This is a genomic window from Enterobacter cloacae complex sp. HYC080_NIDB (assembly GCF_056673325.1).
In genome coordinates this window covers 2,860,402-2,873,710 of the sequence record NZ_CP114212.1, presented here as the reverse complement: position 1 = coordinate 2,873,710, position 13,309 = coordinate 2,860,402, and the positions used below count along the sequence as shown (strand labels likewise).

Sequence of the window (13,309 nt, the reverse complement as noted above, 5' to 3'; positions counted from 1 at the left end):
CCACGCGACGATGGTGATCCCAAGCAGGAGATAAAGGAAAAACAGACGGATCGCGATTTTCATTATTTAAAACTCTGTGCAATAAAGCGAAGCATAGGCACCCAAGCCAGTTCAGTCGGGTGCAGTCGGTCCCAGTTCCAGCCATTCTGATAAGGCATAGCGTACATATCTAAATAAGGGATCCGGTTCTCTTTCAGAATGGATTGAATTTGCTTATCGTACGGGCGGAAAGTATCGGTATGGTAAAGCGCCCACGGGTTAACCGGGTCGACGATAGCAATGACCTGCACGTGATGTGCCTTCAGCAGCTGGACGGTTTTCCTGAACGCAGCGAATTGGCCGGGCACCACCGGCGTGTCATCCCACTGCTGCGGCTTACCGTCCTCTTCGTAAATCGTTTTGTCCATCCACAAGGTCGCCGCGCTTTGCTGGCGAACTTTATTTAATTCACGGGCATTCGCCAGCTCTTTATTCCAGTCCGGAGTCATGTGGGTGGTTGGCTGTTGCGGCCAGGGTTGCGCCGTCTCAGGCCTGATATTGAGCAGCGACAGCCAGTCGTTTTTTATCAGGGTACAAAAATTAGCGAACTGGAAATCGATCTCATCCCAAATCAGATCGGGGTGCCAGCCGAAGACACGCATTTGCCCAAAGGTTAAATGGCTTATCTCTTTAGCATCAATATGTTTTAAATAATTCACGAGGATCGGACGTGCCTGCGGATCCTTCATCAGGGGATCAAAAACAGAGCCCGGAAAATTATCCGCATAGATAGCGGGTGGCAGACCTTTTGAGTAAAAGCTGTCAGGTGCCAACAATAAAACCACTTTACTGTTTGCGTTAAGGCTATTTTTAAAACGTGAAAACAGTAAAAATTGTGTTTCATCATCGACAAACGCATCGCCATACGCCACGACGGGTTGGTGTAATTGCTGATTAAAATAATGATAGACCGCGTAATGTTCATCTTCAGAGGTGGCAACTTCAGAGGCACCAATGAAGAAAATGGCATTCCCCTCCAGGGCATGGGAAATGGTGGTAATTTTTTCCGCTTGTTCTTTCGGTGTGCCCGTCATGGATTTGATCAGCGGCTGGAATTTAAGCGGCGGATCAAAGCTGGTCACCAGCGGGTGAATGCTGAGGAATAAAATGGCCAGGGCTGCCATCAGGATATGTAAGCAAAACGTATTTTTGATTTTCATCATTAACCAGTAAGACTACATGGCGGCAATTTTCTAAAATCCGTTGATAACCGGCTTTATAACAATTACACAACAAATGGCCGTCTATTTTGGGGCATTCTATACCAGAGCGATTTAGAAGGATGAGCGTTGCCGTGTAACGGTATGTACAAGTGGGAGAGAGCGACGCGGGGATCGGGGAATGAGCGATTTTTTGCGCAGTTAAACGCCAGGGCGTAGAAATAGAAAAATTCCTGCTTTACAAGGCGCTAATAGATGTTTATAGTGCGCCTCACTTTGGAAGCGTGGCCGAGCGGTTGAAGGCACCGGTCTTGAAAACCGGCGACCCGAAAGGGTTCTAGAGTTCGAATCTCTACGCTTCCGCCAAATTCGAAACCCAGGTCGTTATGCGACCTGGGTTTTTTGTTTGTTAAAACCGCCTTAACCGGGAATTCTGGTGCCGGAGTTACTCCGTCGATACTGCAGCGGCGTCTGACGCATCATCTTTTTAAAGCAGGTAATGAAATAGGTCACCTCGCTAAACCCCACTGCCAGTGCAATGGCGTCAACAGGCTCATCGCTGTACCGTAACAGATCGCAGCTGCTTTTAATCCGCCGGGTCAGCAAATATTCGTGGATGCTACCGCCGGTCTGCTGGCGGAAAATGCGTGAGGTATAGCTTCGCGAGAGCCCCAGGTCGTGCGCTAACCGATCGAGCGAAAACTTGCTGGCATAGTGGGCTTCGACCCAGCTCATTATCCGCGAGGCGACGGTCTGCTGGCGCGGCGGGTAGGGCTGCGGCTGCTCGGGCAGACATGTCATCAACTGCATCACCAGAAATGCCACCTCGCAGGCTTCGGTCTGCGCGTTGTCCTCCAGGCGCTGAAACTGTTCAAGTATTCTCTCAATAAACGCCGCGTGCGTGCTGAGATCGTAAATTTGTGCCGGGAGATTGCTGGCGGCCAGCGCGGCGAACCGGGCCTGATGGCGCGGAAAGGTGCTGAGCGCACTTTCGACGACCGATTGCGCAATGTGCATGGTGGTGCGGTGATAGGGGTTCTTATCGCTATGATCGACCTGCACTTTGTGCAAACGGAAGGGCGGGAAGACAAATAAACGCCCCGGACGGGCGGTGTAGTGCTGATTGTCCACCACCACGATGCCATAACCGCTGGAAATATAGAGCAATTCAACGCACTGATGCCAGTGGTAGTAAACCGCGCTGGTGGTGTACATGCGGTTAAATGAAATGGCCTGCCGATCGAGCGTAATGCGTTCCAGCAGTTGCGTCTCACCCATTTGACCTCCAGGACAACAGATTTAAATTTTTAGACCATCATTTGTAATTTATCCCTCTCTCGATCGACAAAATCCAGCAAAAATGAAATGCCGGTTTAATTTTGTGATTCTGCTCACTCAGCACCGGGAATAAAAGCGGTTACTCTTCATTCAGACGTCGCACTCGTGGCTTTAAAAAGCCAAATAACAATAACTTATCTCTACCCTCGTGTTATGCGGGAGGACCCTGTGCAACCTGAAAATATTCATGTGGATAACCCACTGACGAGCCGTGATGAGGTACTGCGGCTGGTTAACGATATGCTGAACGCGGTGACGCCTTATTTTAAAAAAGACGCCAGCCGCATTGATTTAGCGAACTTTACCGCTCACTACGGCCAGCAGGTCGCGAGCATGGAAACCTTTTCCCGTCTGCTGTGGGGCATCACGCCATTGTTGGCTGGCGGCAGCGAGCCGCAACACTTCTCTTTCTATTTACAGGCGATAAAAAACGGCACCAATCCGCAGCATGCTGATTACTGGGGCGATGTCGGTCCTTTCGATCAGCGAATCGTCGAAATGGCGGCTTACGGCTTACTGCTGGCGCTGGCGGGCGAAACCGTACTGGCACATTTCACTGAGACGGAGAAAGAGAATCTATGGCGCTGGCTAAAGCAGTGCGAGACCCAGGATATCCCCGATAACAACTGGCACTTCTTTCCGATTCTGGTGCAGGTTGGCTTCCATTATTGTGGCATGCCGACCCATCCGCAGGCGCTGGAAAATCATTTCGCTGCCATGGAGCACTACTATCTTGGCGATGGCTGGTACTCCGATGGACCGGGCCGGCCGCGCGACTATTACATCTCGATGGGCTTCCATTTCTATGGACTGATTTACGCGAAGCTAATGGCCGATGTCGATCCAACGCGGTGCGCAACCCTCCGCGATCGCGCCGCGCGTTTCTCCTCTGATTTCATTCATTTCTTTGCCGAAGACGGCGCGGCGATCCCGTTTGGCCGTAGCCTGACCTACCGCTTTGCCGAGGCGGCGTTCTGGAGTGCGGCGGCTTTCGCCGGGCTGGAGGTCTTTTCGCCGGGCATGATTAAGGGCATCGTGCTGCGCCATCTGCGCTGGTGGCTGAAGCAGCCGATATTCGACCGTGACGGCATACTGAGCGTCGGCTACAGCTACCCGAATCTGGTGATGGCGGAAGACTACAACGCGCCGGGTTCACCGTACTGGGGCCTGAAGACCCTGCTGGTACTGGCATTAGATGAGGGCGACGCCTTCTGGCAGGCGGCCGAGCTGCCGCTGCCGCCATTACCCGCGCAGCACACGATAGCCCACGCGGATCAGGTGGTGGTGCATCAGGCCGATCACCTGTGGATGCTGACGTCCGGCCAGCTGGAGCTAAACAACTTCGTGAATACCGAAGCGAAATACTGCAAATTTGCCTATTCCACCCGCTTTGGCTTCACCCTCGAACGCGGGCGCTACGGCCTGAACCATGCCGCACCCGATTCGATGCTGCTGCTGGCCGAAAAAGATAACTACTGGCGTGGTCGCCGTGAATGCCAGCACGTGGTCACCGCTGACGGCACCATTTACAGCCGCTGGCTGCCGTGGCGCGACGTGGTGATTGAGAGCTGGCTGCTGGCGCTGGGCGACTGGCAACTGCGCGTCCATCGTATCAATACTCAACGCGCGCTGGATTGCGCGGAAGGGGGCTTTAGCCTCGCGAACCGCCCACAGCCGCAGGCGCAGGAGATGGAAAGCGCCTGCTGGTTACGCAATGCCCAGGATGCCTCAGCCATTTTCTGTTTACATCCGCACGCCCGCCGCGGCGAAACGGTGGTGACGCCGCCAAACAGTAATCTGTTGTTTGCCGAGCGCGCGGCAGTGCCGCTGCTGCGCGGCGAACTCGACCCCGGCACGCATTTGCTGATAAGCGCGGTGTGGGCGGGAAATGCCGCAGGCTTCGATCCGCAACACTGCCCGCAGGCCTTCATTAGCGATGACGCGGTACGCTTCGTGATGGCACGACAAGAAACGACGCTCGTTCTGGCCCCGGAGACATCGCTATGAGCACATCATCGTCCGTACGCGCCGCACAATACAAAATGAGTACCTTTATTTTTCTCTACTTCTTCACCTGGTCATCCAGCTTTGGCCTGTACGCCTTGTGGCTGAGCCAGAAAGTGGGCCTCGATAGCATCACTATCGGCAGCGTGTTCGCCATCAATGGCGTCTTTGCGGTGGTCCTTAAGCCGGTGTATGGCTACATCATGGACAAAATCGGCATGAGCAAGTGGCTGCTCTATTTTGTCTGCGCCATTTCTGCGCTGATGGCGCCGTTTTGCGCTGGTGTACCAGCCGCTGCTGGAAAGCTATGCGATGGCCGGGATTATCATCGGCGCGCTGTATCTGAGCCTGGGCTGGTACGCTGGCGTGGCGGCGTCTGAATCTTACGCTGACCGCTTTAGCCGCCTGTACGGGCTGGAGTTTGGCCGCATCAGAATGTGGGGTTCGCTGGGCTGGGCGATGGCGGCTTCGGTCTCCGGGCTGTTGTTTAACGTCACGCCGCTGGCCAACTTTCTGCTCAGCAGCGGTACCTCGGTACTAATGCTGCTGGTGCTGATTAGCCTCAAAATCGGCGATGAGCAACTGCGTAATAACAGCGTTATTTCCGCCAATAAGATTGTCTTTGCCGATGTGCTGATGCTCCTGAAAAACCGCAAATTCTGGATGTTCAGCCTCTACGTCGCCGGGGTGGCGTGGATGATGTTTATCGCCGAACAGCAATTCCCGCGCTACTTCGTATCATTCTTCGCCACCAAAGAGCAGGGAAATGCCTGGTACGGCTACCTGAGCACCGTCCAGTCGGGTATGGAATTCCTGATGATGATGTGTATCCCGTGGCTGGTGAATCACTACGGCGCCAAGCGCGGGCTGGTGTTCTGCGGCTGCGTGGTCGGGGCTCGGCTGATCGCCTCCGGACTCACCAGTGACCCGATAGTGATCTCTATCATCAAACCGTTTTATGGCGTCGAGATCGCGCTGCTGCTGATCTCGGTCTTCAAATACATCGCCGAACATTTCCATCGTCGGGTTAACGCCACGATGTACCTGCTGGGCTACCAGGCGATGATTTACGTGGGGTCGATTGTGGTCGCCCCACCTGCTGGCTATCTGTACGACAGGATAGGCTTTGAGCATACCTATCTGCTGATGGGCTGCTGCGCCCTGATATTTACGCTGATTTCCGCCTTTACGCTGTCGCGCTGCCAGTCTAAGTGCGATGTCTCACGCCCCTTTGCTCCGGCATTAGATTCCGCCCCGGTTGAACCGGCCAAACATTAATTCAGGAGTTGTTATGACCAAATCTGTTATCACCGAAGCGCTGCGGCCGATCGAACTGCATCAGGTCGATCGCCTGGCCCTGAGCCAGAAGCTGGAAGCGGCGTTAACCCGCGTAACGCGCAAGCTCGACAAAAATATTGTTGCCTTCGGCGATAAATTCCCCGGCGAAGCCTGTGAGAAGGGCGTCTGGCCGCGCACCGATAACGTGGAATGGACCACCAGTTTTTGGCCAGGCCAGCTGTGGCTGGCGTGGGAGATGACGGGCAAAGCGCATTATCGCGACGCCGCCGAGCGCTATTTACCGTCGTTCGCCCGGCGTATTGAGCAGCGTATCGACACGGCAACGCACGATCTTGGTTTTCTCTATTCGCTCTCCTGCATCAGCGCCTGGCGCCTCACCGGCAACGAAGCCGCTCGCCGGTCGGCGCTGCTGGCAGCCGAGCGCCTGATGGAGCGTTTTAACCCAACGGCCAGGATTATCCAGGCATGGGGTGATTTAAACGACCCGGAGCAGCAGGGGCGAATGATCATCGACTGCAATATGAACCTGCCGCTGCTGTACTGGGCCAGCGAACAGACCGGAGATCCGCGTTATGCGCAAGCGGCGACGGCTCACGCCGGACAGGCCGCGAACTATATCGTGCGGGAAGATGCCTCGACGTATCACACATACTATATGGATGTGCAGACGGGTGAGCCGCGCTTTGGTAATACCCATCAGGGCTACAGCGACACCTCGTGCTGGTCGCGCGGGCAGGCATGGGGCATTTACGGCTTCCTGCTCAGCTATCAGCACACCGGCGATAAGCAGATGGTTGAGCTGTCACGCAGCCTGGCACATTACTTCCTCAACCGTTTGCCGGAAGATGATGTGTGCCACTGGGATCTGGCGCTGCTCGGCACCGACGCCGTGCGCGACAGTTCAGCGGCGGCGATTGCCGCTTGCGGTCTGCTGGAGCTGGTCAAGGCGCTGCCGACGCTCGACGCAAACCGTGCGTATTACGAAGAGATGGCGCTGCGTATTGCGCTGTCGCTGACCGATAACTACCTTGCCCACGACGACGATCCGACCGAAGGGCTGCTGCAACACTCGGTTTATCATATGGGCAGCGGCAAGGGGGTCGATCAGTGCTGTAGCTGGGGAGACTATTTCTATCTCGAGCTGCTGGCGCGGCTGCGACAGATTTGGCACCCGTACTGGTAACCCTGAAGCCATGGAGAGCAAAATGAAAAGCGTAGCCGTGCTATTAGCCCCCGGTTTTGAAGAGGGGGAAGCGATCGTCACCATCGATATCCTGCGTCGCCTGAATATTACGGTGCAGACGATTGCCTGCGGCGAGAGCCGCGAAGTGGTGAGCTATCACGCCATCTCAATGGTGGCGGACAGCACCCTGAAAGCCAGTTTCGATTGCACCTTTGACGCCGTAGTGTTACCGGGCGGCCCGGAGGGCAGCGTTAACCTGGCGAAAAGCGCGGAGGTCATCGCCTTCGTCCGCCGCCACGATGAAATGGGCAAATATATCTGCCCGATTTGTTCCGCCGCCGCCCGTGTGCTGGGCGGTAACGGGCTGCTGAAGGGGCGCCGCTACGTCTGTTCCGGCGATCTGTGGAAAACAGTCAGCGAGGGCAGGTACGTCGATGCCGAGGTGGTGGAAGACGGCAATCTGCTGAGCGGTCGCGGCCTGGGTAACGTATTTGATTTCGCCTTTACCCTGGCAGCGCGATTACAGGGCGATGATGCCCTGGCGCGCGAGCAGGCCAGCCATATTGAGTACGCGTGGCAGGGTAAAGGCGATGTGTGAGTTTCGCCCGGCGGCGCTACGCATGCACGGGCCTACAATGAATAGTGCAATGTATTGATATTGTTACGGATTGTAGGCCGGGTAAGCACAGCGCCACCCGGCAAGAAGGGCCGCTAAAATGTTGATGTCGTTTTACAGCCCAATCACCAGCTCCCCAGAATGGCTCCGCGAGCAGCACAGCGCCACCTGCTGGTTTGTTGCGCCTTTTTCCGCCTCCGACTGCACGCTGTCCCGGTGATCCACCACGCCGTCAATCACTGGCGTCAGGCAGGCGCCGCAGATCCCCATTTCACAGGACAGCGGTACGTCTACGCCGTTTGCCTGTAAGACCTGGGCAATGGTTTTATCCGCAGGCACCGGCCAGCGCTCCCCGGTGGAGGCCAGTTTAACGGTAAAGATCTCGCCGGTTTCATGACCAGCGGCAGGCGCAGCAGGCTGAAACGCCTCGCTGTGAAGGTGGGCGTTATCCCATCCCTTCGTCGTTGCCACATTGCGGACTTTCTCCATAAAACCCGCAGGTCCGCACACCCAGGCATGCAGTCCCGCTTCCGGTATGGGGAGATGTTCTGCCAGCGCTGAGCGGGGGCTGAGGGTATGAATGATGCACTCACCGTACTTTGAGAGTTCCCGAACAAATGCCGCGCTTTCGCGATTTTTAACGTAATAATGCAGCGTAAACGGCGTTCCGGCCGCCTTCAGCTGCAGGGCCATCGCAAACAGCGGCGTAATGCCAATGCCCGCAGCCAGGAGTAAAACCCGCTCTGCCTGAACGAGCGGGAACAGATTGCGTGGGGCGGAGATCGTGAGTTTCTGTCCAGGCCGCAGCGTCTCGTGAACGTAGCGCGACCCGCCGCGCGAGGCGGTTTCGCGCCCCACGCAGATAAGATACCCTTCGTCCTCACAGGCTCCGGTCAGGGAATACTGGCGCACCAGGCCGCAGGGCAGGTGCACATCAATATGCGCGCCGGGCTGCCACGCCGGTAGCGCGGCGCCGTTTTCCGCCACCAGCCTGACGGCGAGGCTTTTATCCCCCTCACGCCACAGCCCATCAACGATAACGCTCAACATATTGGCCTCCGTCATACCAGGAAAAATTCGCCGAATCCCATCTTTTTCAGTCCCCGACGGTAGGCAATCGAGCTTTTATCCGCCGGGATATGGGCTTCGAGCGTCAGATCCAGCGGCAGGCTTTCCGGGCGCTGGGTTTCGACCATCAGACGGTCTTCTTCAAAAATGCGCAGATTGAAGGCATGCACATCTTCCACCGGAATATGCAGATCGAAGTTGCGCGCGATAGGGGCGAACATCCGGGTCACCCGCGATGATACCGGCGACGCGGCGTTCATAATCACCAGTCGGGATTCCCCCGGGAAATGGATCGTCAGCGTGGCGGTAAACGGCAGATGCATTTCAAAATGACGCAGCCACTGGAAGCCCTCCGGAGCCTGGACGTCTGAACTGGCGGGATAGTTGCTCACGGAACTCCAGTAATCGGCCACGAAACCGAACGGCGTCTCCTGCGGCTGATAGGTGGGAACCAGCTGATTATTGGGATCGGCAAAGGTATCGGTGTGGATCCAGGCAAAGTGTGCCACGTCCAGAAATCCTTCCACCTGGCGACCGGCGAAGCCATTCACCTCGAACGCCGGGCAGTTAATCTGCTGGAATCCATCGTCATCCCAGTGCGGCATGGCGGGCAGCGGTACCGGATTATCCGGGTCAAAGGCCAGACAGGTCCAGATCAGGCCAAAGCGCTCCTCCACGGCGAAGTTAATCAGGTTCAGCTTCGCCGGAACGGGCTGGTCGGGGCTGGACGGGATACGGTTGCAGCGCCCGTCCTCTCCGAAGCGTAAGCCGTGGTACGGACAAATAATGCCGTGCTCATCGTGAAAGCCCAGCGTCAGCGGCACGCCGCGGTGCGGACAGACATCCCGGGCGACCACGACCTGGCCGTTAATCCGGTAAATGACCAGCTGTTCATCCAGCAGGGTTGCTTTAACCGGTGCCGGGCCGATGTCGCAGGCGCGTGCAACCGGATGCCAGCATTTCGCCAGGCGCAGCCAGTCCTCTGGCTCAAAGGTGCAGTGGGCGGGTGGAGTCGGTTCTCTTTTCATCGTTGTCCCTCTTGTTCAGCCTAACGGGCCGCCCTGAATGGTTTCGCACAGACCGTTGATGATGCGCTCCCCGGTCTCCTCTTTCAGCTCCTGATACCAGGCCTGCGTCAACGTCATGTCTTTGCCGTGGGTGACGTCGCAGCGTTTGCGCGCCTTCAGCACCAGGTCACGCACCCGGTCGCAGCGCAGCGCTTCGTACTGTCGCAGCGCCAGCGTAATGTTGTGGTTCTCTCGCAGGCATTCGCCCAGCACCACGGCATCTTCCATCGCTGCACAGCCGCCCTGGCCGATATCCGGCGTGGTGCTGTGCCCGGCATCGCCAAGCAGCGCGACGTTGCCGCGCACCAGGGTATCGAACGGTTCGATGTCGTGGATTTCAATCCGGTTAGTGGTGTCAGGATCGAGCGCGGCGATAAGCTTTTGCACCGGCGGCGCCCAGCCGCGGAAGTAGCCCGTGAGATCGGCACGCAGGGTGGTGCGATCTTCTGCCAGACCCGCAGGGAGCGGCACGTCAAAGAAGAAGTAGAAGCGTCCGCCGGAGACGGGCATCAGCGATACGCGTTTGCCCTCACCAACGAAGGTGGTCCACTGGTGCGCCGGGGCAATCTCTTCATCAATCTTCACCAGCCCGTTCCAGTTCACGTAACCGGCGTAGCGGCGCTCCGGCGTATACCCCAGCACATACGGACGAACCGCCGAGTGGCTGCCGTCGGCGGCAATCAGAAAATCCCCGGTTGCCGCGGTGCCATCGGTGAAGGTGACGCTCACGCCCGCGTCATCTTCCCGGACACGTTCGACGCGCTTGCCAAACTGCACGTTATCGCGCCCCCAGAAGTCCAGCATTTCGCGCTGAAGTTCCGCGCGCGAGACGGGGCAGGGACGCCCGCCGGTGCGCTCGACCAGCGGCGCGAGGCTAAAGCGGGTCAGGGTATCGCCGCGCCGGTAATCTTTGTAGGCCATAAAACGCATCGGCCCGCCGTACGTCTCGATGATGTCGCCCATGCCGAGGTGCTGCATGCATTTCACGCCGTTAGGCCAGATGGAGATGGCCGCCCCGACGGGCTTGATCGCTTTGACGGCTTCAAACACGGTACAGTCGATGCCCGCTTTCTTCAGCGCAACAGCGGCGCTCAGGCCGCCAATTCCCGCACCAATAACGATTGCTTTCATGCTTCTCTCCTTTTGCAGGGTGTAAAGCCATTCAGCAATTTGCGTACCAGGCTGCAACGGGGTGAAAACGGCGTTGTGAAGGGCAGGTTTGCACTGCTAAGGTGCGCAGACGCGGTGAGCTTGCCTTTTTTTGAATCAAAAATTTCCAGTTGAGCTATACGGAATCAACTGTTTCACGCTCAGGCAAAGGAGTGGCGTGGTTTGTGCAATGACCTGAAAGAGGATAATCAAGGAGATACTATGATCGCACTGCACGACTTTAATCGGCTTCCTGAGAAAGAATCTCTCGCGTTACTCCACCCCTGCGTGGCGATCCCCGGCTGGGCTGAAGCCCTGGTGCGCGGGCGGCCCTACTCCCGCCGGGAAGACTTGTTCAGTACGGCACTGGCGCTGACGCAATGCTGGGATGAGACGGCGTTAACGCAAGCCCTGAGCGCCCATCCGCGTATCGGGGAAAAGCCAGCGGGTTCCCTGGCGGAGGCAGCACTGTCGCGGCAGGAACAGGGCGCGGTGAATGACCGCGATGCTGCCCTGACGCAGGCGTTACGGGAGGGAAACGCCCGCTATGAAGCCCGTTTCGGACGGGTCTTTCTTATCCGCGCGAAGGGCCGCAGCGGAGAAGAGATCTTACAGGCGCTGAACGCGCGGCTGGAAAACAACGATACGCAGGAAGTATTGACCGCGCTGGAACAGCTGCGGGAAATTACGCTGCTGCGGCTGGAAGGAGTCATTAGCGAATGAGCACACTCAGCACCCATATTCTCGATATTTCAACGGGGAAACCCGCCGAGGGCGTGACGGTTCATCTTGAGCGGGACGGGGAGATCATGGCGACTGGCGTCACGAACGCCAGTGGGCGCATCACAGAATTCGTCCCGAACCTGGCAAAAGGCCGCTACCGGCTGGTGGCCGAAACCGGTAAGTGGTTTAGCGACACAGGCCGCGAGACGATCTATCCCTGCGCGCAGATTGAGTTTGTGACGGGAGAATCGGCAGACGAGCATTTCCATCTGCCGTTTGTGATTGCGCCCGGCGGCTGGTCAACCTACCGGGGCAGCTGACCACACCTGCACGCCGTTGACCCAGGTTTCGCTGATGTTGCGCTCATCGCCCAGGGTCATCAGCACAAAGAGCTGCTCGTAAATGTCCTGGCAGCGGCGATTGCGCAGGCGCTGCAGCGGCGTTACGTCCGGGTCGATGACGACGAAATCCGCCTCTTTGCCGGGCGTGAAGTTGCCAATCTTCTCGTCAAGCCGGAGGGCGTGCGCGCCGCCCAGCGTGGCGTGGTAAAACGCCTCGCTGGCGCGGAGACGGTAGCTCTGGAGCTGACCCACCTTGTACGCTTCCCCCAGGGTACGCAGCATGCTGAAGGTGGTGCCCGCGCCCACGTCAGTGCCGATGCCCATTCGCACTCTGTGCTGCCAGCAGGCGGGCAGGCGAAACAGCCCGCTACCGAGAAACAGGTTCGAGGTGGGGCAAAACGCCACCGCCGAACCGGTGTCATGCAGGCATTGCCACTCGCTGTGGTGCAGGTGGATGGCGTGGGCAAACACGCTGCGCTCGCCGGTCAGGCCGTAGTGGTGATACACATCCAGATAGCGCTCATGCTCCGGCCAGAGGTCGCTCACCCAGGCCACTTCGTTTGGGTTTTCGCTCAGATGGGTTTGCAGCCAGGTATCCGGAAACTCCTCTCTCAGCAGGCTGACCGCGGCGAGCAACTCGGGGGATGACGTCGGGGCAAAGCGTGGCGTAATGGCATAGCCCAGCCGCCCCCGGTGATGCCAGCGCTGGATCAGCTCACGCGTCTGCCGGTAGCTCTGTTTCGCGTCCTCGCTCAGGTAGTCAGGCGCGTGTCTGTCCATCATCACCTTCCCGGCGATAAGGCGCATGTTGAGGCGCAGCGCCTCAGTAAACAGCGCCTCGACCGATTCCGGATGCAGCGTGCAGAACACCAGCGCGGTGGTGGTGCCATTGCTCACCAGCTGGTTAATGAAAAATTCGGCGATCTCTTTCGCGTAGGCTTCATCGGCAAACTGGCTCTCCACCGGGAAGGTATAGGTGGTCAGCCACTCCAGCAGCTGCTCGCCAAAGGCGCCGATCATCTCCGTTTGCGGATAATGCACATGGGTATCGATAAAACCGGGCAGCAGCAGCTTGCCGCGCAGGTCAGTGTAGCCTTTGTGCGGGTCAAGATACTGCTCGCCCTCCTGCCACGCCATGTGCGCCAGAATGTGGCCATTCTGAATAAACAGCAGCCCGTCCTCAAGGTAGCGCGCGTGTTCGGCAATGGTGTCTGCGCTGTCGCAGACCTGGGCAATGTCAAAAAATGTACCGCGTATCGCAGTCTGGTATTCCATCATGGTTCCTGCCTTCGTGTTTGCGTAGCGGGGTGAGAAAGCGCAGC

The 13,309-nt window shown here is 57.5% G+C and carries 11 protein-coding genes, 1 tRNA gene and 1 pseudogene; 7 read left to right on the top strand and 6 right to left on the bottom strand.

Annotation, left to right across the window (positions count from 1 at the left end; all coding sequences use genetic code 11):
- Positions 1-62: 62 nt before the first annotated feature.
- Complete coding sequence (locus tag O1723_RS13730) at positions 63-1,199, bottom strand: D-alanyl-lipoteichoic acid biosynthesis protein DltD (protein ID WP_032645231.1); 1,137 nt, start codon at positions 1,197-1,199, stop codon at positions 63-65.
- 278 nt (positions 1,200-1,477) lie between these two features.
- Here O1723_RS13730 and O1723_RS13725 point away from each other — a divergent pair.
- A tRNA-Ser gene (locus O1723_RS13725) sits at positions 1,478-1,565 on the top strand.
- Between the two features lie 54 nt (positions 1,566-1,619).
- On the opposite strand, the gene O1723_RS13720 is transcribed toward O1723_RS13725, so the two are convergent.
- Positions 1,620-2,477, bottom strand: a complete 858-nt coding sequence (locus O1723_RS13720) for an AraC family transcriptional regulator (RefSeq protein WP_014883274.1) — start codon at positions 2,475-2,477, stop codon at positions 1,620-1,622.
- 228 nt (positions 2,478-2,705) lie between these two features.
- On the opposite strand from O1723_RS13720, the gene O1723_RS13715 reads away from it, so the two are divergent.
- The 4 genes and pseudogenes from O1723_RS13715 (at position 2,706) to O1723_RS13700 (ending at position 7,621) form a co-directional block, all read left to right on the top strand.
- A complete protein-coding gene (locus tag O1723_RS13715; protein WP_248190793.1) occupies positions 2,706-4,544 on the top strand; it encodes a DUF2264 domain-containing protein in 1,839 nt (612 codons plus the stop codon).
- Positions 4,541-5,819: pseudogene (locus O1723_RS13710) on the top strand (oligosaccharide MFS transporter). The gene O1723_RS13715 and the pseudogene O1723_RS13710 overlap by 4 nt, the downstream one beginning before the upstream one ends.
- A gap of 13 nt (positions 5,820-5,832) precedes the next feature.
- Entirely contained in the window at positions 5,833-7,023 is a 1,191-nt protein-coding gene (locus O1723_RS13705) for a glycoside hydrolase family 88 protein (RefSeq protein ID WP_023332637.1), read from the top strand.
- A gap of 22 nt (positions 7,024-7,045) precedes the next feature.
- A complete protein-coding gene (locus O1723_RS13700; protein WP_023337048.1) occupies positions 7,046-7,621 on the top strand; it encodes a DJ-1/PfpI family protein in 576 nt (191 codons plus the stop codon).
- Between the two features lie 132 nt (positions 7,622-7,753).
- Here the strand turns inward: O1723_RS13700 and O1723_RS13695 are convergent, their stop codons facing one another.
- From O1723_RS13695 to hpxO, 3 genes are read right to left on the bottom strand one after another with little or no spacing between them, the layout of a single operon-like run.
- Entirely contained in the window at positions 7,754-8,689 is a 936-nt protein-coding gene (locus O1723_RS13695) for a PDR/VanB family oxidoreductase (RefSeq protein ID WP_023337049.1), read from the bottom strand.
- Positions 8,690-8,700: 11 nt separating this feature from the next.
- On the bottom strand, positions 8,701-9,735 hold the full coding sequence (gene hpxD / locus O1723_RS13690; protein ID WP_023337050.1) for a molybdenum cofactor-independent xanthine hydroxylase subunit HpxD: 1,035 nt from the start codon (positions 9,733-9,735) through the stop codon (positions 8,701-8,703).
- 15 nt (positions 9,736-9,750) lie between these two features.
- Positions 9,751-10,905 carry an FAD-dependent urate hydroxylase HpxO gene (hpxO, locus tag O1723_RS13685; RefSeq protein ID WP_023337051.1) on the bottom strand — a complete coding sequence of 385 codons (1,155 nt, stop codon included), beginning with the start codon at positions 10,903-10,905 and terminating at the stop codon, positions 9,751-9,753.
- Between the two features lie 240 nt (positions 10,906-11,145).
- Here hpxO and uraD point away from each other — a divergent pair, with 240 nt between their 5' ends.
- Together uraD and uraH are read left to right on the top strand one after the other, a co-directional pair.
- Positions 11,146-11,646: a 2-oxo-4-hydroxy-4-carboxy-5-ureidoimidazoline decarboxylase gene (uraD, locus tag O1723_RS13680; RefSeq protein WP_023337052.1), complete on the top strand. Its 501-nt coding sequence runs from the start codon at positions 11,146-11,148 to the stop codon at positions 11,644-11,646.
- A complete protein-coding gene (gene uraH / locus O1723_RS13675) occupies positions 11,643-11,966 on the top strand; it encodes a hydroxyisourate hydrolase (protein WP_023337053.1) in 324 nt (107 codons plus the stop codon). The genes uraD and uraH overlap by 4 nt, the downstream gene beginning before the upstream one ends.
- Here the strand turns inward: uraH and guaD are convergent.
- Positions 11,946-13,262, bottom strand: coding sequence for a guanine deaminase (gene guaD / locus O1723_RS13670; RefSeq protein ID WP_023337054.1), 1,317 nt, complete (start codon positions 13,260-13,262; stop codon positions 11,946-11,948). The genes uraH and guaD overlap by 21 nt on opposite strands.
- Positions 13,263-13,309: the final 47 nt, after the last annotated feature.

Coding starts and splice junctions, on each gene's coding strand:
- O1723_RS13730 (WP_032645231.1), bottom strand. CDS start 1,199: ATGAAAATCAAAAATACGTTTTGCTTACATATCCTGATGGCAGCCCTG.
- O1723_RS13720 (WP_014883274.1), bottom strand. CDS start 2,477: ATGGGTGAGACGCAACTGCTGGAACGCATTACGCTCGATCGGCAGGCC.
- O1723_RS13705 (WP_023332637.1), top strand. CDS start 5,833: ATGACCAAATCTGTTATCACCGAAGCGCTGCGGCCGATCGAACTGCAT.
- O1723_RS13700 (WP_023337048.1), top strand. CDS start 7,046: ATGAAAAGCGTAGCCGTGCTATTAGCCCCCGGTTTTGAAGAGGGGGAA.
- O1723_RS13695 (WP_023337049.1), bottom strand. CDS start 8,689: ATGTTGAGCGTTATCGTTGATGGGCTGTGGCGTGAGGGGGATAAAAGC.
- hpxD (WP_023337050.1), bottom strand. CDS start 9,735: ATGAAAAGAGAACCGACTCCACCCGCCCACTGCACCTTTGAGCCAGAG.
- hpxO (WP_023337051.1), bottom strand. CDS start 10,905: ATGAAAGCAATCGTTATTGGTGCGGGAATTGGCGGCCTGAGCGCCGCT.
- uraD (WP_023337052.1), top strand. CDS start 11,146: ATGATCGCACTGCACGACTTTAATCGGCTTCCTGAGAAAGAATCTCTC.
- uraH (WP_023337053.1), top strand. CDS start 11,643: ATGAGCACACTCAGCACCCATATTCTCGATATTTCAACGGGGAAACCC.
- guaD (WP_023337054.1), bottom strand. CDS start 13,262: ATGGAATACCAGACTGCGATACGCGGTACATTTTTTGACATTGCCCAG.